The 21,414-nt window shown below is 63.3% G+C and carries 18 protein-coding genes; 10 read left to right on the forward strand and 8 right to left on the reverse strand.

Annotated features, from left to right (window positions below; genetic code table 11):
- Positions 1-124: 124 nt before the first annotated feature.
- The 10 genes from AC5ZGW_RS03315 (at position 125) to AC5ZGW_RS03360 (ending at position 14,001) form a co-directional block, all read left to right on the forward strand.
- Positions 125-1,066, forward strand: a complete 942-nt coding sequence (locus AC5ZGW_RS03315) for an alpha/beta fold hydrolase (RefSeq protein ID WP_130224166.1) — start codon at positions 125-127, stop codon at positions 1,064-1,066.
- 149 nt (positions 1,067-1,215) lie between these two features.
- Positions 1,216-2,139 carry a LysR substrate-binding domain-containing protein gene (locus AC5ZGW_RS03320; RefSeq protein WP_130224168.1) on the forward strand — a complete coding sequence of 308 codons (924 nt, stop codon included), beginning with the start codon at positions 1,216-1,218 and terminating at the stop codon, positions 2,137-2,139.
- Between the two features lie 69 nt (positions 2,140-2,208).
- Positions 2,209-3,486: a 4-aminobutyrate--2-oxoglutarate transaminase gene (gene gabT / locus AC5ZGW_RS03325; protein ID WP_130224170.1), complete on the forward strand. Its 1,278-nt coding sequence runs from the start codon at positions 2,209-2,211 to the stop codon at positions 3,484-3,486.
- A gap of 77 nt (positions 3,487-3,563) precedes the next feature.
- Positions 3,564-4,859, forward strand: a complete 1,296-nt coding sequence (locus AC5ZGW_RS03330) for an ArgE/DapE family deacylase (RefSeq protein WP_130224172.1) — start codon at positions 3,564-3,566, stop codon at positions 4,857-4,859.
- Positions 4,860-4,934: 75 nt separating this feature from the next.
- Positions 4,935-6,524, forward strand: coding sequence for an ABC transporter substrate-binding protein (locus AC5ZGW_RS03335; RefSeq protein ID WP_130224174.1), 1,590 nt, complete (start codon positions 4,935-4,937; stop codon positions 6,522-6,524).
- Positions 6,521-7,543: an ABC transporter permease gene (locus tag AC5ZGW_RS03340; RefSeq protein ID WP_130224176.1), complete on the forward strand. Its 1,023-nt coding sequence runs from the start codon at positions 6,521-6,523 to the stop codon at positions 7,541-7,543. The genes AC5ZGW_RS03335 and AC5ZGW_RS03340 overlap by 4 nt, the downstream gene beginning before the upstream one ends.
- A gap of 7 nt (positions 7,544-7,550) precedes the next feature.
- Positions 7,551-8,390, forward strand: a complete 840-nt coding sequence (locus tag AC5ZGW_RS03345; protein WP_028162036.1) for an ABC transporter permease — start codon at positions 7,551-7,553, stop codon at positions 8,388-8,390.
- Complete coding sequence (locus tag AC5ZGW_RS03350) at positions 8,387-10,042, forward strand: ABC transporter ATP-binding protein (protein WP_130224178.1); 1,656 nt, start codon at positions 8,387-8,389, stop codon at positions 10,040-10,042. The genes AC5ZGW_RS03345 and AC5ZGW_RS03350 overlap by 4 nt, the downstream gene beginning before the upstream one ends.
- 34 nt (positions 10,043-10,076) lie before the next feature.
- Entirely contained in the window at positions 10,077-11,636 is a 1,560-nt protein-coding gene (locus AC5ZGW_RS03355) for an acetolactate synthase large subunit (RefSeq protein WP_130224180.1), read from the forward strand.
- A gap of 34 nt (positions 11,637-11,670) precedes the next feature.
- The gene (locus AC5ZGW_RS03360) at positions 11,671-14,001 is read left to right on the forward strand and encodes a molybdopterin guanine dinucleotide-containing S/N-oxide reductase (RefSeq protein WP_130224182.1); all 2,331 of its coding nucleotides are present in this window, start codon (positions 11,671-11,673) and stop codon (positions 13,999-14,001) included.
- Between the two features lie 45 nt (positions 14,002-14,046).
- Here AC5ZGW_RS03360 and AC5ZGW_RS03365 read toward each other — a convergent pair whose 3' ends face one another.
- The 8 genes from AC5ZGW_RS03365 to AC5ZGW_RS03400 all read right to left on the reverse strand — a co-directional run bounded on the left by AC5ZGW_RS03365 (position 14,047) and on the right by AC5ZGW_RS03400 (position 21,389).
- Positions 14,047-14,370 (reverse strand): 2Fe-2S iron-sulfur cluster-binding protein, encoded by a 324-nt coding sequence (locus AC5ZGW_RS03365; protein WP_028162040.1) that lies wholly within the window; start codon positions 14,368-14,370, stop codon positions 14,047-14,049.
- A complete protein-coding gene (locus AC5ZGW_RS03370) occupies positions 14,367-16,082 on the reverse strand; it encodes an FAD-binding protein (RefSeq protein WP_245474570.1) in 1,716 nt (571 codons plus the stop codon). The genes AC5ZGW_RS03365 and AC5ZGW_RS03370 overlap by 4 nt, the downstream gene beginning before the upstream one ends.
- Entirely contained in the window at positions 16,079-16,789 is a 711-nt protein-coding gene (locus tag AC5ZGW_RS03375; protein WP_130224184.1) for an ABC transporter ATP-binding protein, read from the reverse strand. Before AC5ZGW_RS03375 ends, AC5ZGW_RS03370 begins: the two co-directional genes overlap by 4 nt.
- On the reverse strand, positions 16,786-17,538 hold the full coding sequence (locus tag AC5ZGW_RS03380; RefSeq protein ID WP_130224186.1) for an ABC transporter ATP-binding protein: 753 nt from the start codon (positions 17,536-17,538) through the stop codon (positions 16,786-16,788). Before AC5ZGW_RS03380 ends, AC5ZGW_RS03375 begins: the two co-directional genes overlap by 4 nt.
- On the reverse strand, positions 17,535-18,371 hold the full coding sequence (locus AC5ZGW_RS03385; RefSeq protein WP_130224188.1) for a branched-chain amino acid ABC transporter permease: 837 nt from the start codon (positions 18,369-18,371) through the stop codon (positions 17,535-17,537). Before AC5ZGW_RS03385 ends, AC5ZGW_RS03380 begins: the two co-directional genes overlap by 4 nt.
- Complete coding sequence (locus AC5ZGW_RS03390) at positions 18,371-19,249, reverse strand: branched-chain amino acid ABC transporter permease (RefSeq protein ID WP_130224190.1); 879 nt, start codon at positions 19,247-19,249, stop codon at positions 18,371-18,373. The genes AC5ZGW_RS03385 and AC5ZGW_RS03390 overlap by 1 nt, the downstream gene beginning before the upstream one ends.
- Before the next feature lie 71 nt (positions 19,250-19,320).
- On the reverse strand, positions 19,321-20,544 hold the full coding sequence (locus tag AC5ZGW_RS03395) for an ABC transporter substrate-binding protein (protein WP_165435083.1): 1,224 nt from the start codon (positions 20,542-20,544) through the stop codon (positions 19,321-19,323).
- A gap of 206 nt (positions 20,545-20,750) precedes the next feature.
- On the reverse strand, positions 20,751-21,389 hold the full coding sequence (locus AC5ZGW_RS03400) for a MarR family winged helix-turn-helix transcriptional regulator (protein WP_130224194.1): 639 nt from the start codon (positions 21,387-21,389) through the stop codon (positions 20,751-20,753).
- Positions 21,390-21,414: the final 25 nt, after the last annotated feature.

The raw sequence follows: 21,414 nt of genomic DNA on the forward strand, positions 1-21,414 counted from the left end.
AGCCTATATCTTCCTGCAACAGATATTCAGCGGATACCGACGTCGTCGCGTGTCGCTGTTCGAAGGACTTGTCTCTTCGCGTTTCGGTCGCAAGTCGGCCAGTCGCATTGCCGGAGGTAAGGATATGAAGCTTCCAACCGTTCTATCGGCCGTCGCCGCGCTGGCCATGGGTCATGGCGCACAGGCCGCAGCCTTGCCATCGACCTCGGCCACGATCACCTATCATCGTACGCAGGTGGATGGTGTCAGCATCTTCTATCGTGAAGCGGGGCCGAGCGACGCGCCGACGATTGTGCTGTTGCACGGCTTTCCGTCCTCCTCGCGGATGTTCGATACTTTGCTTCCGCTTCTTGCCACGCGCTTTCGCCTGATCGCACCTGACTATCCGGGGTTCGGCCAGAGCGAGGCTCCGCCGCCCTCGCGTTTCGCTTACACGTTCGACCATCTCGCTGAGACCACGAACGCCTTGCTCGAGCAGCTCAAGATCAGCCGCTATGTCCTGTACCTGCAGGATTATGGCGGTCCGGTTGGCTACCGCATCATGGTGGCTCATCCCGAGCGGGTGCGCGCGCTTGTGATCCAGAATGCGAACGCCTACAGGGAAGGGCTCGGCGCCAAATGGAGCGGCATTGCGCAATATTGGGCCGATCGAGATGCGCACCCGGAGCAGGTCGACGCTTTCACTTCGCTCGAAGGCGCCAAGGCCCGTCACATCGGCAGCAGCCCCAATCCCGAGCGCTACAATCCCGATACATGGACCGACGAATATGCGTTCCTGTCCCGACCTGGGCAGCGGGAAATCCAGGCGGACCTGCTTTACGACTATCGCACGAACGTGGCCTCTTACCCCGCATGGCAGGCATTTCTGCGCGAGCATAAGCCACCGACGCTCATCGTGTGGGGGCGCTATGATCCATCCTTCATTGCACCGGGCGCGGAGGCGTTCAGGCGCGACCTGCCGGACGCGGAGATTCATCTGTTGGATGCCGGTCACTTCGCGCTAGACGAGAAGGTCGACGATATAGCACGTCTGATGATCGACTTCCTGCCGAAGCAGCCCGAATAGGCTTAACGCCAGCTATAAAGGAGTGAGCGAGTCGACCGTTCATACCCATTACCGAACGGGCCACCCAACGATGTGTCTGTTCTAATTGAAGAAAACATTTAGGTGGGGCATAACCCTCGGCGATTGAAGCGCTGATTGCCCACACTGTTATGACCAGGCCCCGGGTTCCATCCCTCGTCGCATTGAGAGCTTTTGAAGCTGTTGGCCGCACCGGCAGCATGCGTGCCGCTGGCGACGAGTTGGCGGTGAGCCATACGGTCGTGTCGCGTCATATCCAGAACCTGCAGGAAAGCCTCGGCGTCACGCTCGTCCGCGCCCAGGGTCGCGGCGTCATGCTGACCGAACGAGGCTCGTTCCTCTATGAGCAGTTGTCGCAAGCGTTCGACATCATCGCGCGCGCCACGGTTGCGGTACGTCCTCCGTCGCGAACCACGCTTAACATCTGGTGTATTCCCGGCATCGCCAACCGCCGCCTGCTGCAGAGGCTTCCCGAATTGACGGGTCCACCGAACCGATGGGAAGTCAACCTGCAGCCAACCTTGTCGCACCCCGATCTCTCGCGTGGTGAGGCGGATGCCGAGATCGTCTATGCCGATGTGATCACCACGCATCTCGATCTTGCGTCCGAGCCCTTGATCCGGCCGAGGGTCTTCCCGGTGGCCAGCCCGAGCTATCTGGCGCGTCATCCCGCCATCACGAGCCTGACGGACTTGGCGTCGATCGCGTTGATCCACGAGGAATCGACGGAGCAATGGGAGCGCTGGTTTCGGCTGGCCGGATTGGTCGATTTGCCGCAGCTCGGCGGCCAGCGTCTTTGGCATGCCCACCTCGCCATCGAGGCGGCGCGGCTTGGGCAGGGCGTGGCAATCGCAAATGACGTCCTTGTCGAGGACGACCTTCGCACTGGTGCATTGGTCGAGCTGCTCTCCACCTCCGTCTACATGGGAACGTACCAATTGGTCGCTTTGAAGGAGCGATGGCGCGACCCGGCGATTGTTGCACTGCGGAATTGGCTACAAAATGTGCTGGCCAGCGCACTGATCGGCCCGACTGGTGCATGTGAGTCACCATAGCGCGATAATAAAACTGGTTGTTCGTTCGATAGCGCCAACTACGGTCCCCTCAACTTGGGGAAGTAAGTAATGACGCTAAACTCCGAACTGATGTCGCGCAGGCAGGCTGCGGTGGTCCGTGGTGTTGGTCATGCCACACCGGTTTTCGCTGATCGGGCACTCAACAGCGAGCTTTGGGACGTCGAGGGACGACGTTACGTCGATTTTGCCGGTGGCATCGCGGTTCTCAACACCGGTCACCGCCATCCGCTGGTGATCAAGGCGGTTCGCGATCAGTTGGATCGCTTTACGCACACCTGTTTCCAGGTCGCTCCGTATGACTCCTATGTTGAGCTGGCGGAGCGTCTCAATGCGCTGGCGCCGATCAGCGGGCCGCTAAAGTCGATACTGCTGACAACCGGCGCCGAGGCTACCGAGAATGCGGTCAAGATCGCTCGTGCGGCAACCGGCCGCAGCGGGGTCATCGCGTTCACCGGAGGCTTCCACGGGCGCACTGCTTTTGCGTCGGTGATGACGGGAAAAGTCGTCCCTTACAAGAAGGGCGTTGTTTCCCCGCTGCCCGGCGTGTGGCATGTGCCATTCCCGATCAGTGGCAGTGAAGTTACTGTCGACGATGCGCTGCGCTATATCGGCTTCATTTTCAAGGCCGATATCGATGCATCGCAGGTGGCGGCGATCATCATCGAGCCTGTGCAAGGCGAAGGCGGCTTCCACCAGGCTCCTCCCGAACTGATGCGTGGGCTGCGCCGCATCTGCGACGAGAATGGGATCGTGCTGATCGCGGACGAGGTTCAGACCGGATTCGGTCGGACTGGAAAAATGTTCGCGATGGAGCACTACGACGTCAAGCCAGACCTCATTTGTGTCGCGAAGAGCCTTGCCGGTGGCTTGCCGCTATCTGGCGTGATCGGGCGTGCCGCGATCATGGACGCGGCGGAGCCGGGTGGCCTCGGGGGCACCTATGCCGGTCATCCGCTGGCGTGCGCGGCTGCGCTTGCGGTGCTCGATGTGTTCGAACAGGAGAACCTTCTCGCGCGCGCCAATGAGATCGGTGCGCGCTTGCGCGATGCGATCGATCGCTTTGCCCAGGCCAATCATCTGCTGCCGATTTCCCGGGCTCGCGGATTGGGCGCGATGATCGCCTTCGATGTGCTCAAGCAGCGGGGGAGCAACGAGCCGGACGCCGAAGCCACCAGTCAGGTCACCAGGCTTGCGCACCAGAACGGCCTGATCCTGCTGTCCTGCGGCACGACCGCGAACACGATTCGGATTCTGGTCCCGCTCACGGCATCGGACGACATTGTGGACGAGGGGCTTTCGATCCTGGAATCCTGCCTCGTCGCCTGAACCCCGCGACCGACGAACATCAACCAGACCAACAACGAGCACTCGGGTGAAATAACCCCTGCGAACAGGAGACGACCTTGGAAACTGAGCTGACCAAGACCAATAGCCTCGCGGAGGAATTGCGGGCTGCCGTCGATCGCAACTTTGACGACCAGGTGGCCTTTCTCGCGCGCCTGGTACAATTCCGCAGTCTCCGCGGTCAGGAGGCCCCGCTCCAGGCCTGGATGGCCGAGCGCCTGGCCGAGCGCGGCTACAAGGTCGATGCTTTCAGTCTCGCCGACGTCGACCTGATGAGCCATCCGAAGGCGGCTCCGATGGATGGGATCGATCTTGCCGGCTCGAGGCAAGTTGTGGCGACTTACGAGGGCGGCGGGAAGGGGCGCAGCCTGATCCTCCAGGGTCATATCGACGTGGTGCCGGAAGGCCCGGCGGATTTCTGGGATTTTCCGCCATTTGACGGCGTGGTGCGCGACGGCTGGATGCACGGCCGCGGCGCTCAGGACATGAAGGCCGGCGTGTCGGCGATGATTTTTGCGCTCGATGCGATCCGGGCCGCGGGCTACGCGCCGCAGGGCCGCATCCACGTGCAGACCGTCACCGAGGAAGAAAGCACCGGCAACGGCGCGCTGTCGACGTTGATGCGCGGCTATCGCGCCGACGCGTGCCTCATCCCCGAGCCGATTGGCCAAAAGCTCTTGCGCGCGCAGGTCGGCGCGATCTGGTTCCGCGTGCGGGTGCGAGGCACGCCGGCCCATGTCGCCTACTCCGAGACAGGCACCAGCGCCATTTTGTCGGCCATGCACGTGATCCGTGCGTTCCAGGACTACACCAAGCGGCTCAACGAACAGGCCGTGGATCATCCGTGGTTCAAGACTGTCAAATCGCCGATCAAGTTCAATGTCGGCATCATCAAGGGCGGCGATTGGGCAAGCTCGACGGCGGCCTGGTGCGAGTTCGATTGCCGGCTCGGCCTGCTTCCCGGCACTAGCCCGCAGGAGGCGATGCGTGGCATCGAGAAGTGCCTGGCCGACGCACAGGCCACCGACAGCTTCCTGTCGAGCAATCCGGCCGAACTGATCTGGAGCGGCTTCCAGGCAGATCCGTCGGTCTTGGAGCCCGGAAGCGAAGCCGAGCAGGTGCTCTCCTCGGTGCATCAGGTGGTGTTCAACGAGCCGATGCAGTTGCAGATCGGCACCGCCGTTACCGATACGCGCTACTACAACGTCGACTATGGAATTCCGGCGCTGTGCTACGGCCATTACGGCATCGGGCCGCATGCGTTCAATGAGCGCGTCGATCTCGAAAGCGTCCGCAAGATCACACTGAGCATCGCGCTCTTCGTCGCCAACTGGTGCGGATTGAAGAAGCTGTGATGGTCGCCGCCGCATCTGCGGCCGGCGCGTCTCGTCCAGAGAGCCATGTCAACAGGAAGGGGGGATATCATGGGAATGAACAGGCGTGAATTCGGCAAGTTGGGACTGGCCGCGGGAACGGCCAGCGTCGCGGGGATCCCGCTCGGCTTGCACCGTGCCGCGGGGCAGACGCGCGGCGGCACGCTCAGCACGATTACCCATCCGGAGCCGGCGATGCTGGTGTCGGCGATCAGTCAGCTCCAGTCGACGCTGACGATCTGCGGCAAGATCTACGAGAGCCTGCTTCGCTACGACTTTGACCTGAAACCTATCCCCGGCCTGGCGCAATCCTGGAGCGTCTCTCCCGACGGGTTGACCTATACGTTCAAGCTGTTCCCGAACATCACCTTCCACGACGGCAAGCCGCTGACGGCGGACGACGTCATCTTCTCGATGACCAAGATCCTGCCCGAGACCCACGCGCGGGCCCGGCCGATCTTCACCCGCATTGAAAGCGCGGAAGCTCCCGATCCGCTGACGGTTGTGTTCAAGCTCAAGTCGCCGTTTTCCCCGTTCCTGGGAGCATTCGATTGCACCACGGCGCCGATCCTGCCGAAGCACATCTACGAAGGCACCGACTTCAAGATCAACCCTGCGAATGACAAGGCAATCGGCTGCGGTCCCTTCAAGCTGAAGGAATGGGTGCGGGGATCGCACATCCACCTGGTCAAGCATGACGGCTACTACCGCGCCGGGGAGCCTCACATCGACGAGATCATCTACCGCGTCATTCCGGATGCGGCAGCGCGTTCGGTCGCGCTCGAGCAGGGGACCGTCAAGCTGACGCAGTGGAGCGACATCGAGCAGTACGATGTGGCTCGCCTCACCAAGCTGCCCCATCTCGACATGACGACGAAGGGATATGAGTACTTCGCGCCACATCTGTGGCTCGAGCTGAACAATCGCATCGCGCCGATGAATGACAAGCGCTTCCGTCAGGCGGTGATGTACGCCATAGACCGCAAGGCTCTGCTCCAGCGTGTCTACTTCGGTCTCGGCAAGGTTGCGACCGGTCCGATCTCGTCGAAGACCCGGTTCTACGACAAGAACGTAAAGCAGTACGAATACTCACCGGACAAGGCAAAAGCTCTTCTCGACGAGATGGGATTGAAGCCGGGCGCCGATGGCAAGCGGATCACCGTTCCGTTCCTGGTCACGCCATCGGGCGAGCTCTATCGTCGCGTCGCAGAGTTCTTGCGCCAGTCGCTGCTGCGGGTCGGAATCGACCTGCAGTTTGAAGGCACCGATGTCGCGGGCTGGATCCAGAAGGTCAGCAACGGGGAGTATTCGATGACGACGAATCTCGTCTATCAGCTCGGAGATCCCGCTATCGGCGTATCGCGCACCTACATTTCGTCGAACATCCGCAAGGGCATCATGTTCTCCAACACGGCCGGATATTCAAATCCGGAAGTCGATCGTCTTTTCGAGGAAGCAGCGACCGCCTCGCCGGACGAGAAGCGGCAGGAATTGTACAGCGCGGTGCAGAAGGCTCTGGTCGAGGATGTGCCGATCGTGTGGCTGCTCGAACAGGACTTTCCGACGTTCACCGACAAGAAGCTCAAGAATGTGACCACGACCGCCATCGGCGTTCACGAAACCTTCGGCGCGGTCCGGTTCGAATGAGCGTCGTCGTCATCACCCGGTACGGAGGCCGCTTGTCGGCCTACGTGCTGGGCGCCGCCGCCGGAGCGGTGAAGATCATCGGCGTGATCCTGGTCATCGCGACCTTCAACTTTATTCTCGTTCACGCGGCGCCCGGCGACCCGGCGCAGGTGATCGCAGGACAAAGCGGTGCTGCCGACGAAACATTGCTCCGCCAGATACGATCGGCCTATGGCCTCGATCAGCCGTACCTGGTGCAACTGGCGAGCTCCCTGAAGAAGACGCTGACGCTTGATCTCGGTTATTCCTATCGGCAACAGCGGACCGTGTTGTCGCTGCTGCTGGAGCGGCTGCCCGCGACCTTGCTGCTCACGGGTACGGCGTTCATCCTGTCCCTGGTCTTCGGTACGGCGTTGGGAACGATAGCCGGCACACGTGCGGGAAAATGGTCCGACACGTTCTTTACGATCGTCTCGCTGCTGCTCTATGCCTTGCCGGTGTTCTGGCTTGGCCTGATGCTCGTGCTGTTGTTTTCCGTGCAGCTCAATTGGCTTCCGCCATTCGGCTACGTGACCGTCGGCGTCGAGATGACGGCGTGGCAGCGCATCGCGGACATTGCCTCGCACATGGTCCTGCCGACTTTGTCACTGGCCGCTGTCTATCTCGCGATCTACGCCAGGCTGATGCGTTCCTCGATCATCGAGGTCAAGCAGCAGGATTTCATCAAGACGGCGCGCGCCAAGGGCGTGACCGAGTCCCGGATCGTGATGCACCATCTGCTTCGCAACGCGATCCTGCCCGTTATCACGGTCGCCGGAATGCAGGCCGGCGCGGTGGTTGGTGGCGCGGTTGTTGTCGAGACCGTGTTCGCCTGGCCCGGCCTGGGGCGGCTGATCTATGACGCCGTGCTGCAGCGCGACTATCCGGTCATGCAAGGCATCTTCCTGGTCATGTCGATTGTGGTGATCGGGCTGAACCTGCTCACCGAGGCGGTCTATCGCATGGTGGATCCGCGCATCTCCGTACGAAGTGTGAGGTGAGGCGGCCGTGAAGAACCTGGCATCCTTTCTTCGGCATCCGGCCGGCGTCATCGGACTGGTCATCCTGACCGGAGTCGTTGTGCTGGCCATCGTGGCGCCGACCCTGTTTCCCGTCGATCCCTGGGATATGGTGGCCGCGCCGTTCCAGCCGCCGTTCGACGGCGAGACGTGGCTCGGCTCCGACATGCTCGGCCGCGACGTCGCCGCCTGCATCGCCTATGGCGCGCGGGTCTCGCTTCTCATAGGCGTCTCGTCGACACTTGCCGCGCTCGCGATCGGCGTCACCGTGGGAGCCGTTGCCGGCTATTTCGGCGGCCGCGTCGACGACTTTCTGATGCGCTTCGTCGAGTTGTTCCAGACGATTCCTGGCTTTATCCTTGCCATCCTGCTGGTGGCGACGCTCGGGCCTTCACTGACCAACGTGATCCTCGCGATCGGCGCTGTGAGCTGGCCGCAGCTCGCCCGGCTGACGCGCGCCGAGTTTCTGCGGCTGCGGAGCCGGGAGTTCGTGCAGGCCGCGGTCTGTCAGGGGCAGCCGCCGATGTCGGTGGTGTTGCGCCATATCCTGCCGAACGCGGTGTCGCCGATCATCGTGACCGGCTCGTTGATGATCGCCAGTTCGATCCTGATCGAAAGTGCGCTGAGCTTCATGGGGCTCGGTGACCCCAATCTGATGTCGTGGGGATTCATGATCGGCGCGTCCCGTTCGGTGATGCGTCAAGCGTGGTGGATGAGCGTGTTCCCCGGTGTAGCCATCTTCCTCACCGTGCTGGCGATCAACCTCGTTGGCGAAGGACTGAACGATACCCTGAACCCGAGACTGTCGCGGAAGGCGCGAGGTGCATGACGGACGAACCGCTGCTTGCAATCGAAAATCTGTCCGTTGCGTTGCCCAGAGGCGGCGACCGGCAGTTCGCGGTGGAAAACGTCTCGCTCGCCGTGCGTCGGAACGAGATCGTTTGCCTGGTCGGCGAGTCCGGCTCGGGTAAGTCGATCACCGCGCACGCCGTGCTCAGGCTGTTGCCGCCGGCTCTTCACGTCGCCGGCGGTGCCATCCGTTTCAAGGATACGGACCTCGCGACAGCGGATGAAGGGGCAATGCGGGCGCTGCGGGGCGGCCCGATATCCATGATCTTCCAGGAGCCGCTCAGCGCGCTCAATCCGCTGACGCGTGTCGGTCAGCAGATCGCGGAAGCCATCGTCACGCACGCCGGCGCGAAGCTGTACCGTTCCGAGCTGGACGCGCGGGTCGTCGAACTGATCGCGGCGGTCGGCCTGCCCGATCCTCCGGCGCTCGCCCGCAGCTATCCATTCCAGCTCTCCGGCGGTCAGCGCCAGCGCATCATGATCGCGATCGCGATGGCAAACGAGCCGGCACTGCTGCTCGCCGACGAGCCGACCACCGCACTCGACGTCACCACGCAAAAGCAAATCCTCGGCTTGATCCGGAAGTTGCAGGCCGAGCGGGGAATGGGCGTCCTGTTCATCACGCACGACTTTGGTGTCGTCGCCGACATAGCCGACCGTGTCGTTGTCATGCGCAACGGCTGTGTGGTCGAGCAGGGCACGGTCGATGAGGTGCTTCGCGCCCCCAAGAATGACTATACCAAGGCGCTCATTGCGGCAGTGCCGGGCGGGCGCCCCCCAACGACGCGCGGCCAGGCGCTGGGCAGCGATCCATTGTTGGAAGCCCGCGGTCTCAACAAGGTATTCGCGTCGCGTCAGGGCGCGTTCAGGCCGGTGCGACGGGTATCGGCCGTGCGGGACGTCGCTCTCACGCTGCGGCCGCGCGAGACCGTCGCCGTCGTTGGTGAGTCCGGATCGGGCAAATCGACGCTCGCGCGCATGATCATGCGGCTGATCGAGCCCGACACCGGTTCGATCGATTTTGATGGGGGCGACTTTCTCAAACTGAAAGGCGCGCAATTGCGCGCGATGCGCCGCAAGGTGCAGATCGTCTTTCAGGATCCCTTTGCAGCGCTCGATCCACGACAGAAGGTCGGCGAAGCCATCGCGCGCGGCCCGATGACCTATGGAACGCCGCCAATCGAGGCGATTGCGGACGCAAAGCGATTGTTGGCGCGGGTAGGGCTGAAGGAGAGCGCATATGAACGCTATCCTCATGAATTCTCCGGCGGGCAACGCCAGCGTATCTGTATCGCGCGCGCCATCGCGTTGAAGCCGCTGGTGCTGGTCGCGGACGAGGCGGTTTCGGCGCTCGACGTTTCCGTGCAACAGCACATTCTGGAGCTACTGGCTGAGCTGCGCGAAGAAATGAACCTCGCAATGCTGTTCATCACGCATGACCTGCGTGTTGCATCGGAGATCGCCGACAGGATCGTCGTGATGCGGCGCGGCGAAATCGTCGAGCAGGGTGAGACGCAATCGGTATTCGGCGCGCCGCAGCACGCTTACACCCGCGAGCTGCTCGAGGCCATTCCTGGGCGTTCGTTGTTCGGCAGGCCTCACGAGCCGTCGGCCAACGTATGTTTCGCCTAGGTGCTTGCGAACGGGAAACACGGGGCGCAATGACATGAAAACTGGTGCGGATCATCTCTGCGACGCGCTGCTCGCGCTTGGCGTCGATACCTGCTTCGCCAATCCGGGCACGTCGGAGATGCACTTTGTCGCCGCGCTCGATCGTCGGCAGGACATGCGCTGCGTGCTTGGGCTGTTCGAGGGCGTCGTCACCGGAGCTGCCGATGGCTATGGCCGGATGACGGACCGGCCCGCGGCGACCCTGCTGCATCTCGGCCCCGGTCTGGCGAACGGGCTCGCCAACCTGCACAACGCCAGGCGCGCCGGCACGCCGATCATCAATATCGTCGGCGAGCATTCGACCGCACATCTTCCGCTCGACGCGCCGCTGACGAGCGACATCGAAACGCTCGCCCGGCCGATGTCGGCGTTCGTGCGCCGGATCGGCAGTGCCGCCTCGATCGAGCAGGATGTCGCGGATGCCTGGGACGCAAGCTTGGCGAACGGCATCGCGACGCTGCTCTTGCCGGCGGATATGGCCTGGTCGGAGCGATCAGCCGGGGCTCCGCTCGCCAGGCGTTCGCCGCCGCCGCGGCGCGAAGTCGATCCGGACAAGTTCAAGGCGGTCGTCGATCGTTTGCGCCGCGGTTGCAAGGCGGCGCTGATGTTGTCTGGGTTGGCTTTGCGCGCCGATGCGCTTGCCGATGCCGAAAGGATTTGCGCCAAGACCGGCGCGCGGCTGTTTGCACAGGGCGTCAACGGGCGCATCGAGCGCGGGCGCGGTCGGGCGCCGATCGAGAAGATATCCTTCGCCTGGGAGCCGGGTCGTGCCGCATTGGCAGGGCTCGATATGATCGTGCTGATCGGCGCCAAGGAGCCGGTCACGTTCTTTGGCTACCCAACCCAGTCAGGTCGCCTCGCACCTGAGGGGTGCAGCGTGGTCGAGCTCGGTGGGCTCGGTCACGATCTGAAGGGAATTCTCGCCCATCTTGCGGAAGCTGTCGGCGCCAAGTCGGCGGCAGGTGTGCAGACGAGCCAGCTGCCGCCAGCCGAGATGTCCTTCCAGGCCGACGGTCCTCTGACCGCCGAAATGATCAATCGCGTGGTTGCCGCGAAGCTGCCGAAGAACGCGATCGTGTGCGACGAGGCGATCACGTCCTCCGGCTTCTACGAGCTGTCCTACAACGCGCCCGCGCACGACTATCTCCAGATTACGGGCGGCGCCATCGGCATCGGAGTGCCGATGGCGGCGGGGGCCGCGATCGCCTGTCCGGGGCGCAAGGTCGTGTCGCTTCAGGCTGATGGCAGCGGCCTCTACACGCTTCAGGGGCTCTGGACGCAAGCGCGCGAGAAGCTCGATATCGTCACCATCGTCTTTGCCAACCGCGGCTATGCAATCCTCCACGGCGAAATGCGCAAGGTTGGCGTCGCCAACCCCGGCCAGAACGCCCGCCGCATGCTCGACATCGAGGATCCCGAGATCGATTGGGTCAAGCTTGCCGGCGGCATGGGCGTAGCTGCGGAACGCGTGACGACCGTTCAGCGTTTCGCTGAAGTGTTCGATGCTGCGCTTCGACAGCGCGGGCCGTTCGTTATCGAGGCATCGTTGCTGTAACTCTTGAGGCGATTGATAGACGGGGCAGCCTCGCATGACGCATTCCAACGCGACCGATCATAACGAGGCCTTCGCGACGCACAGTGCGCATTGGGGAGCGTTTTCGGCGCGCTGGGATGGTCAGGATGTCGCGATCCTGCCTTACGGCGGCGATCCTGCGCCATCGCCGATCCTCGGCAACTTCAAAGGTGCCTTGCGCCACAAGGCGCGTATCCTCAAGCCGATGGTCCGCCGCAACTGGCTCGAGCATGGGCCAGGCCCGCAGCGGCGCGAAATCGGCGACGATTTCGTCGAATGCGGGTGGGACACCGCGCTCGATCTGCTCGCCGGCGAGCTCGCGCGCGTTCGCGACAATTTCGGCCCGCGCGCAATCTATGGAGGCTCGTACGGCTGGGCCAGCGCGGGACGTTTTCATCACGCCCAGAGCCAGATCCATCGTTTTCTCAACTTGGTGTGCGGCGGCTATGTGCGTTCGGTCAACAGCTATAGCGCCGGCGCGTCGTCAGTGATTCTGCCGCATGTGATGGGGCCGTTCGAGGCGCTGTCGCGCCGTAATGTCACCTGGGATCAGGTGCGCACCCACACCGATGTCGTGCTCGCGTTTGGCGGCATGCCGATCAAGAACTCGATGATCGCCAGCGGCGGGCTGAGCCGGCACGTCGAGCCCGACGCCATGCGCGAGGCGGTCAAGCGAGGCACGCGGTTCATCTCGATCAGCCCGTTGCGCGACGATTTCCCGCCCGAGGCCAGGGCCGAGTGGATTCCGATTCGTCCGGGCACCGACGTTGCCGTGATGCTCGCGATGGCGCACACCTTGCTCGCGGAAAATCTTTGCGACCGTGCGTTTGTCGACCGCTACACGACCGGCTTCGACGTGTTCGAGCGCTATCTTCGCGGTGACCGCGACGGACAGCCCAAGCATGCCGATTGGGCTGCCGCAATCAGCGGAGTTGCGGCCGACATGATCAGGGATATCGCGCGCTCCCTCGTGCATGGCCGCAGCCTCATTGCCGTGGCCCATGCGCTGCAGCGGGCGCAATATGGCGAGCAGCCGGTGTGGGCCGCTGCAGTCCTTGCCGCAATGGTCGGTCAGATCGGCCTGCCCGGCGGCGGCTACAATTATGCGCTCGGCGCGATGGGGCACACCGGCCGCCGGGTCAACGCCGTGCCGATTCCGACGATGCCACAAGGCAGCAACCCGGTTCGCGAGTTCATTCCGGTGGCGCGGATTTCCGACATGCTGCTGAATCCGGGGGCGCCATTCGCGTATAACGGCGGCGAGCTGCAATATCCCGACATCAAGCTCGTCTATTGGGCGGGCGGCAACCCGTTCCATCATCATCAGGATATTCATCGTCTGCGTCAGGCATTCGCGCGCCCCGATACGATCGTGGTCCATGAACTCGCCTGGACCGCGATGGCACGGTCCGCCGACATTGTGCTGCCTGCGACGATGACGCTGGAGCGCGATGATATCGGCGCGGCGGCGACCGATCCGCGATTGATCGCGATGCGCAAGGTTGCGCCGCCCATCGGCGAAGCACGTGACGACTTCGCAATTCTCTGCGATCTCGCCGAGCGGCTTGGCGGCGCGAGAGTCTTTGCCGAGGGACGCGATGCCGCGCAGTGGATGCGCCATCTCTATGAGCCGACGCGGCGCGCCCTGGCCGAGCGCGGCTGGGAGGCGCCTGATTTCGAGGAGTTTTGGGATCGCGGCGAACTGGCGCTTCCGTCGGAGCCGGACGACGGAGGCATCCTGCGTCGTTTTCGAACGACACCGGAGGCAAATCCGCTGCCGACGCCCAGCGGCAAGATCGAGATATTCTCCAAGGCGATCGCCGGCTACGGCTATGACGATTGCCCGGGCCACCCGACCTGGCTCGCCTCGACCGAGCAGCCGGACGCGACGGCGCCATTGTGGCTGGTTGCCAATCAGCCGGCGACGCGACTTCATGGCCAGCTCGATTTCGGTGGCTACAGCCAGTCCCGGAAGATCGAGGGCAGGGAAGTCGCGCGGATGCATCCGGACGACGCCGCGCCGCGCGGGATCGTCGACGGCGATATCATCAGGATCTTCAATGCGCGCGGCGCCTGCCTCGCGGCGGTTAAGGTGACCGACGATGTCATGCGGGGCGTCGTCAATTTGCCGACTGGCGCCTGGTACGATCCCGCCCCTGATGGCGCGGAGAATCCGCTTTGCCTCCATGGCAATCCCAATGTGCTGACGCGCGACGTCGGCACGTCACGGCTGGCTCAAGGATGCTGCGGGCAAATCACTGTCGTCGATTGCGAGAAGTTCGTCGGAACGGCTCCGGCCGTCCGAGCCTATGAGCCGCCGATTCCCGTGAAATCTCGCTCGCGATAGTGGCGATGATCGCGGAATGATCGCAAATTGTTGCTTCAAACGCGGCTATAGACGCTCGTCGGGTGGCGCGATTTCGGTGACGAGGTCTCTTATCAGCGCTTTCTTCGGCAGCGGCGCCAGCGTCATGACGCCCTGTTTGAGGCGCACCGTGCAGGCGTAGTCGACTGTGCCGTCAATGAGCATCATGCACTCCTTGCACGCGTTGGCGTTGATGCAGGAGTACCGATAGGCGAGGGTGGGGTCGATCAGTCGACGTACCATGCGAAGGCCATCGAGCACGGATTGGCCTGGCTCGAACGTGACGTCGAACTCTTCGAACCGCGGCGTTTCCCCGGCGTTGCCGCGCCGAATGCGCAGAGTTGTGTTCATGCCACGGGCCTTCCATTGGCCGGCGCGATCCTGCGCAGGCTGATATCGCCTTGTGACAGGCTGATGGTCTGGTTGACGCACCAGTCCTCCGACAGTCTCGGTTGGTCTTCCCGTTGATGCGCGCCGCGGCTTTCGCTGCGCGCCAGCGCAGCCTCTGTGACCGACCGCGCCACCAGCAGCATGTTCCGAAGGTCCAGCCAGTCAGTCATCATCGTGTCGAACGGCGCCCCGGTCGAAAGCGGAACATTGCCGATCTCCTGGCTAAGCTGCAGGATCGAGGAGAGTGCCGAGCGAAGCTTGGCTTCTGTTCGGAAAGGACCAACCTTGTCGGCCATCACGGCCTGCAACCCGGCAATCGCGGCTGCAGGATTGGGCGCATCTCGTCTTGTTGCGCTGCGCAGCAGATCAAGCACGGGGCGAACCGCCTCTGCTGACCAGGACAGGCTTTGTGCCTTGGCTCGTTCCGCGGCGTTGCGACCGGCGCGCGCGCCAAAGACCAGCGCTTCGGTAATCGCATTGCCGGACAGCCGGTTGGCGCCATTGGCGCCGCCCACGACCTCGCCGCCGGCATAAAGTCCCGGTATGCGCGTCTGGAGCGTCTCGTCGACCCGAACCCCGCCCATCGTGTAGTGGGCGATCGGCGCGACCTCGACGTCCTGTCGAGCGAGGTCGATACCGTTGGCAAGAAGACGATCCACGACGGATCCGAATGCGCGGCGTATCTCCGCCTCGGGTACGTGCCGGAAGCTGAGATAGGCGCCGCCCGCCGGGCTGCCGCGACCGGCCTCGACCTCCTTGGTGATCGCATAGGTCGCGAGATCGCGAGTCAGCACGTAACGACCGTCACTGCGGGAATCCTGGCTCGCATAGGCCGTTTCGAATTCCCGGCGTTCAGAGTTGAGCAGCCTGCCGCCCAGCTTGTAGCGGAACGGATCCCACATGATCGGATCCATGCCGATCAGACGCGGTGCCAGATGGCCAATCGGGAAGAATTGAACGAACTCCATGTCGATCAACTCCGCCCCGGCGCGCAAGGCCAGCGCATAGCCATCGCCGGCCATGTTGGCGGAGGCGCTGTTGCGGCGATAGAGGCCGGTAAGGCCGCCAGTTGCGATGATTACGGCTTTCGCGGCGAGTGTCACCGCGCGACCGGTCGGCAGGTGCAACGCGACTGCCCCGCAGGCCTCGCCGTCCTGTATGGCGATATCGACGATCACGAGATCGCCGATCAAGCGCACATCGCTCGCACTTTTCAGTCGGGTCCGCAGTGTCCTGGAGACCGCGGGACCCGTCGAGAGAAAATCGACATAGGCGCAGCGGGGACGGTCATGGCCTGGCGCCTGAGCCTGCTTGATGTGGCCGTCCTCCCGCGCCCAGCCCACCTTCCAGTCGTCCATCTCGCGCAGCCGCCGCGGCCCGTCCTCGCAAAGCAGCGCGGCGAGGCGCTCGTCACACAGTCCGCGGCCTGCCGCGAGCGTATCCGCCAGATGGTACTCCCAGTGATCGGGCGTCTGCTCGCCAAGCGCAGCCGCCACCGTCATTTGCGCCATCACCGTTGCGCCGCCGCGACCAATCAGGCTGCGATCGGCGAGAATCACGGACGCACCGGCACGCACAGCTTCCAGCGCCGCGTACATGCCGGCGCCGCCGGCACCGATCACGAGCACGTCGGTCTCAAGATGCGCCGGGCTCAAGTTCTGGGCTGAATTCAACCCGGTCCTCCCAAGAAGGCATCCGAGACCGCGGGATCTTCGATCATCTTCTGCGCCGGCCCCGATGCCACCACGCGACCGGTCTCGAGCACGTACGCCCGGTCCGCCACCTTCAACGTCTGACGCGCCTTTTGCTCAACCAATAGCACAGATAGTCCTTCGGCGCGGGTCTCGGCAATGACGCCAAAGAGGTAAGCCGTGGCTTGGGGCGCAAGGCCGAGCGACGGTTCGTCCAGCAGCAACAGGCGCGGTTTCGACAGCAGCGCGCGCGCGGTCGCCAGCAATTGCTGCTCGCCGCCGCTTAGCAGGCTAGCCGCGTTGTGACGCCGCTGGCCGAGGATCGGAAAGCGCTCCTGCATGCGCTTGAGGTCCGCGATCGCCTGGCTCTTGTCCGCGCGGGTATAGATCCCCATCGCGAGGTTTTCCTCGACCGTCATGCGTCCGAGGATGCCGCGCCCTTCGGGCACCAGCACGACGCCGCGGCGAACGTTGCGTTCGGCATCATTCGGCCTCAGCTTTTGGTCTTTGTAGACGATCTCGCCCTGGAACGGCAGGAGGCCCGCGATCGCCCGGGCGATCGTGCTCTTGCCCGCGCCATTGGCACCGAGCAACGCGACGATTTCGCCTTCAGCGACGTCGATGTCCACGCCGCGCACCGCGGCGATGGCGCCATACCGGACCTGCAGCCCACGAGCCGAGAGTATCATTCGTCCTTACCGAGATAGGCGTCGAGGACGCGAGGATTCGTGCGGACTTCGCTTGGTGCGCCTTCAGCGATCAGCACGCCGAAATCGAGCACATAGAGATAATCGCACAACCGCATAACGAAGTTCATGTCGTGCTCGATGAGGAGGATCGTCAATCCGGTTGCGCGAAGCTTCAGCATCAGTTGCCGGATCTCTTCGGCCTCGTCATGGTTCATGCCGGCCACGGGCTCGTCGAGCAGCAACAGCTTCGGCCGCGCGGTGAGGGCACGCGCCATCTCCACCCGGCGCTGCATTCCATAAGGCAGCGATTTGGCAGGGCGGTCGCGTAAGTCCGTCAGGCCGAAGAACTCCATCACCTCCACCGCGCGCACCTGCGCGGCGGGGTCGCCCCAGCCGACCGGCAGCAATCGGCGCCACCAGGATTCGCGGTGCGGCTGCGCAACGAGCAGATGCTCCCAGACCGTCATGCTGGGGAAGAGGCGGATATTCTGGAAGGTTCGCGCAATGCCTTCGCGCGCGATTTGGTGGGGAGGCAGCCCATTCAGCGCCGTGCCATTCAGGCGAACCGTGCCGGAATCGGCGCGGTAGGCCCCGGTGATGACGTTGAACAGCGTCGTCTTTCCAGCGCCGTTGGGACCGATGATGCCGACGATCTTGCCCTCAGGCACGCCGCTGGTCACGGCGGACAGCGCATGGATGCCGCCGAAACTCTTGGTGACCTCGCCAAGTTGAAGAAGCGGCGCGCTCATGATGCCGCCTTCCTGAACGTGAGCCCACGCAGCAGTGTGCGGTCGACGATGCCCTGGCGACGCACCAGGAGCACCAGGATCAGCAGCGTACCGAAGGCGGCGAGACGCCAGTCCGCGATCGGCCGCAGGAATTCGGGCAGGAAGACCAGCAATATCGCGCCGATCAGCGAGCCCAGCCCGAGCGTGGAGCCGCCGAGGATGGTCGCGAGCACGAAGTCGATCGAGCGCTCGAAGCCGAAATTGGCGGGTTCGATATAGACGTGATGGTGCGCGAACAGCCCACCGGAGATCGCAGCGACAGCCGCGCCGATCCCGAATGCGCCCACCTTGATCGCCACGGTGTTTAGGCCGACCAGCCCCGCCGCTGTTTCGTCGTCATGCACGGCCTGCATCTCGAGCCATACGCGCGAACGCTCGACGAGGATCAATACGACAAGGATGCCGCCGGCCCATGCCCAGATATACCCGACCGAAATGTGCGCCATGCCGTGAAAGCCGCCGGACCCACCCATGGCAGGGAAGTTGATGAAGAAGCTGCGCATCATCTCGCCGAAGCCGAGCGTGGCCATTGCAAGATAGATGCCTTTCAGCCGAAGGGCAGGGAAGCCCACGATCACGCCGATAATGCCAGCCGCGATCGCGGAGACGATCAGCGCCGGCGTGAGCGGCATGCCGAGTTCGACGGTGAGGTAGGAGCTCAGATAGGCGCCGATCGCCATGAAGGCCGCGTTGCCGAGCGACAATTGGCCGGTGGCGAGGATGATGTAAACGCTGAGCGCGCCGAGCAGCAGGATGCCGGCTTCAGCGAACAGGCTGGCATAATAGGTCGACATCACACGCGCTGGCCCTGGTCGGAACGCGCGCCGCCGAGCAGACCTTGTGGGCGCAGCAAAAGGATCAGAATCATGAAGCCGTACACGACGAAGTCGCGGACCTGCGAGCCGCCATAAGCCACCGTGAGCACCTCGACCACGCCGATCAGGGGACCTGCGAGCAGCGCGCCCCAGATGTTGGTGGTGCCGCCGATCACCATCACAGCGACCGCCTTCAGCCCGATTTCGACGCCGAGATATGGTGTGATTGCGCCGTAATGCAGCGCGATCAGGACGCCGGCAACGCCCGCGAGCGCGCCTGACAGGGCGAAGGCAAACAAGGTCAGCCGGTCCGCCGAGACGCCGAGCAGGCGCGACACTTCGCGGTTTTCGGCGACCGCCCGCAGCGCCCGGCCAACGGTGGTTCGCTGCACGGTGTAGGCGATCAGCGTCACCAGCACGATGGTGGCGCCGACAACGATGAGCTGCATCTGGCCGATATTGACCGGGCCGAGTGTATACTGCCGCCCCAGATACTCATCAGGCAGTTGCAGCGGGTCGGAGCCCCAGAAATTTGTCGCGACGTTCTGCAGGATGATCGAGAAGCCGAGCGTGCTCAGCATCGGCGTGACGACAGGAGTACCCCGCAACGGCTGATAGCCAATCCTCTCGATCACCATGGCGGCAATGGCCGCGCCCGCCATGCCGCCGAGCACGGCGACGGGAAGGGGAAAGTTTGCGGCGATCAGCGTGAATCCGAAATAGCCGCCGATCATGAAGAGTTCGGCGATCGCCAGATTGAGGATGCCGAGAATTCCCATCACGATGGAGAACGACAGCGCCAGCAGCGTGTAGATCGCTCCTAGCGTGAGGCCGTTCTCGAGTTGCTGCCACAGCATGAATGTTCAGTCGGTCGGATGTTGAAGAGAGGGGCCGGGCGAACCCGGCCACCGAATGATTGCCGCGTCGATCAGCAGCCGGCGTGGTTGGGCGCGGAGCTGCAGCCGCGGACCTTGGTGTCCCACGCGCCGTTCTGACCCTGCAGCACGTAAAACGCCTTGATCGCATCGCCGTCGTCGTTGAAGCCAATCGGTCCGCCGAGGCCCTGGAAGCCCTCCAGCTTGGCAAGATGGTCGCGGATCTTGGCGCGGTCGGCCTCGACGTCTGCAGGCTTGCCGGTCACACCGGATTTCTTGATCGCATCGATATACATGCTGACGATCTCATAGATGTTGGCGTCATACATGCTCGGTTCAATCTCGGCCGGCAAGCCGCTCTCCTTGCGCAGCAGCGGCTGCAGATTGGCGACGAACTTCTCGGCCGCTTCGCCTTTCATGGTGGCGAAGAAGGTCGCCGGCGCAATGATCGGAATTTCCGGCGCGGCCTTGAGGATCGCCGACGAAATCAACTGGGTGGCGCCGACGACCGGCTTGATCAGGCCCTGGCGCTTCATCTCGCGCAGCACGGTGATGGCCTGGCTATAGTCCGCGCTGACGACCACACCGTCCGGGTTCAGCGACTTCAGCTTGGTGACCTGGGCACTGACGTCGAGATCGCCGGTGTTGAAGGACAGCGGGTCGGATTCGTTGACGATGGCGATCTCGTTCGCCTTCAGCGCGGCGGGCATGATCGCCTTGCCGACGGTCGCTGCGGTGGCGTCCTTGGCATCGAAGATGATGCCGACGGTCTTGATGTTGAACGCCTTCTTGAAATAGGGCACCGTCGTCTTGGCGAGCACGCCTTCGTCGATGGTGTTGCGGAACGCCCACGGGCGGTTCAGCTTGGCTACTCCAGGCTTCGAGGAAGCCTGCGAGGTTGCGACCACCTTCATCTCGTTGGCGACAGGAAACGTCACTTCCGCGGCACTGCTGGTCAGCGGGCCTGCGACTGCGAGAACCTTTTCGTCGCCCGCCAGTTTGCGCAGCGAGCTCGCCGCCTGGGCCGGCTTGGCGCCGTCGTCGAGAATGGTGATCTTCAGCTTGGCGCCGTTGATGCCGCCGGCATCATTGGTCTGCTTCTCCAGCATCTTCAGCGTGACGCTGTTGCTGCGGCCCCATTCGGCGAATGGGCCGCTGCTCGGCACGATCGCACCAAGCGCGATCTCCGGGGCTTGCGCCAACGCGCTGCCCGCGCTCAGCGAGATCACGGCGAGGGTGCCTAGCAGCCGCGACGGGTTCAATATGACCTTCAACATCGACTTCTTTCCGTTGCTGTTAACCATGGCTGCCTAGAGCAGCCGATCTCGGAAGGGTGCAATGCACGCGGCGTGCCAGTGGCCCCGCGCGTCACCAATGCTCCAACAGATTTGGCTCTTTGACAAACGAAAATTTAGCAGCTTTGTAGATTAGTTCTCTTTGGAAGCTATTTTTTTGGCACTGCGGTGAAGTTTGCGGCAACCTGTCACGCCTTGCTGGTCTTCCGCGGCTTGGACGAGGATTTACGCGATGGCGGGGCGATCGGCTGGACGTTGGTTTCGGCCAGGTATCGCTGCAGCGCGATAGCGCGGTCGCTTGACTCCACCAGGCGCTGCACCAGGTCGAGCAACATCTCGAACTCCCGCGCGCTCAGGCAGCCAAATTCCACGTCGTTGATCTGCATTTGCGTCGGCGCCAGCCGCTCGAGCAATTCGACGCCCCGCGACGTGACGCTGAGCGAGAGCCGTCGGCGGTCACCCTGATGCGCCGCCTTTTCGATCAAGCCCTTGCTTTCCAGCTTGTTGGTCACGGTGGTGACGAAGGCGCCACTGAGATGGAGGTGGTCGGCGACGGTCTTGACGTGGACGTCGCCTTGCGCCGCCAGATGCCGGATCGCGATCAGCGTGGTGTATTCGATCCCGGGAAGACCGATGACGGCGGCATGGCCATCGCGCAGTGTTTGATGCCGGGCCAGAAATCCGAACAGGCTGTGCACCAGTTTGCGAAACTGCTGGTCGGAGCCGTCTACGAGCAGTTCAGGGCGGGAGGTTGTGAGCGCAGTGCGATGGGCGATGCGTCCGGCGCCGGGTTTGGTGGTGATGGCGCGCGCTGCTGTCTTGGCCAAGGGATCATCTCATTGATTGGGTTCG

The sequence above is a fragment of the Bradyrhizobium sp. Crot121 genome (genome assembly GCF_059512385.1).

Excerpts from the sequence above, each read along its gene's own strand:
- AC5ZGW_RS03375 (WP_130224184.1), bottom strand. The coding sequence starts at position 16,789 with ATGATACTCTCGGCTCGTGGGCTGCAGGTCCGGTATGGCGCCATCGCC.
- AC5ZGW_RS03315 (WP_130224166.1), top strand. The coding sequence starts at position 125 with ATGAAGCTTCCAACCGTTCTATCGGCCGTCGCCGCGCTGGCCATGGGT.
- AC5ZGW_RS03360 (WP_130224182.1), top strand. The coding sequence starts at position 11,671 with ATGACGCATTCCAACGCGACCGATCATAACGAGGCCTTCGCGACGCAC.
- AC5ZGW_RS03385 (WP_130224188.1), bottom strand. The coding sequence starts at position 18,371 with ATGTCGACCTATTATGCCAGCCTGTTCGCTGAAGCCGGCATCCTGCTG.
- AC5ZGW_RS03380 (WP_130224186.1), bottom strand. The coding sequence starts at position 17,538 with ATGAGCGCGCCGCTTCTTCAACTTGGCGAGGTCACCAAGAGTTTCGGC.
- AC5ZGW_RS03335 (WP_130224174.1), top strand. The coding sequence starts at position 4,935 with ATGAACAGGCGTGAATTCGGCAAGTTGGGACTGGCCGCGGGAACGGCC.
- AC5ZGW_RS03395 (WP_165435083.1), bottom strand. The coding sequence starts at position 20,544 with ATGTTGAAGGTCATATTGAACCCGTCGCGGCTGCTAGGCACCCTCGCC.
- AC5ZGW_RS03365 (WP_028162040.1), bottom strand. The coding sequence starts at position 14,370 with ATGAACACAACTCTGCGCATTCGGCGCGGCAACGCCGGGGAAACGCCG.
- AC5ZGW_RS03350 (WP_130224178.1), top strand. The coding sequence starts at position 8,387 with ATGACGGACGAACCGCTGCTTGCAATCGAAAATCTGTCCGTTGCGTTG.
- AC5ZGW_RS03390 (WP_130224190.1), bottom strand. The coding sequence starts at position 19,249 with ATGCTGTGGCAGCAACTCGAGAACGGCCTCACGCTAGGAGCGATCTAC.
- AC5ZGW_RS03355 (WP_130224180.1), top strand. The coding sequence starts at position 10,077 with ATGAAAACTGGTGCGGATCATCTCTGCGACGCGCTGCTCGCGCTTGGC.
- AC5ZGW_RS03320 (WP_130224168.1), top strand. The coding sequence starts at position 1,216 with ATGACCAGGCCCCGGGTTCCATCCCTCGTCGCATTGAGAGCTTTTGAA.
- AC5ZGW_RS03340 (WP_130224176.1), top strand. The coding sequence starts at position 6,521 with ATGAGCGTCGTCGTCATCACCCGGTACGGAGGCCGCTTGTCGGCCTAC.
- gabT (WP_130224170.1), top strand. The coding sequence starts at position 2,209 with ATGACGCTAAACTCCGAACTGATGTCGCGCAGGCAGGCTGCGGTGGTC.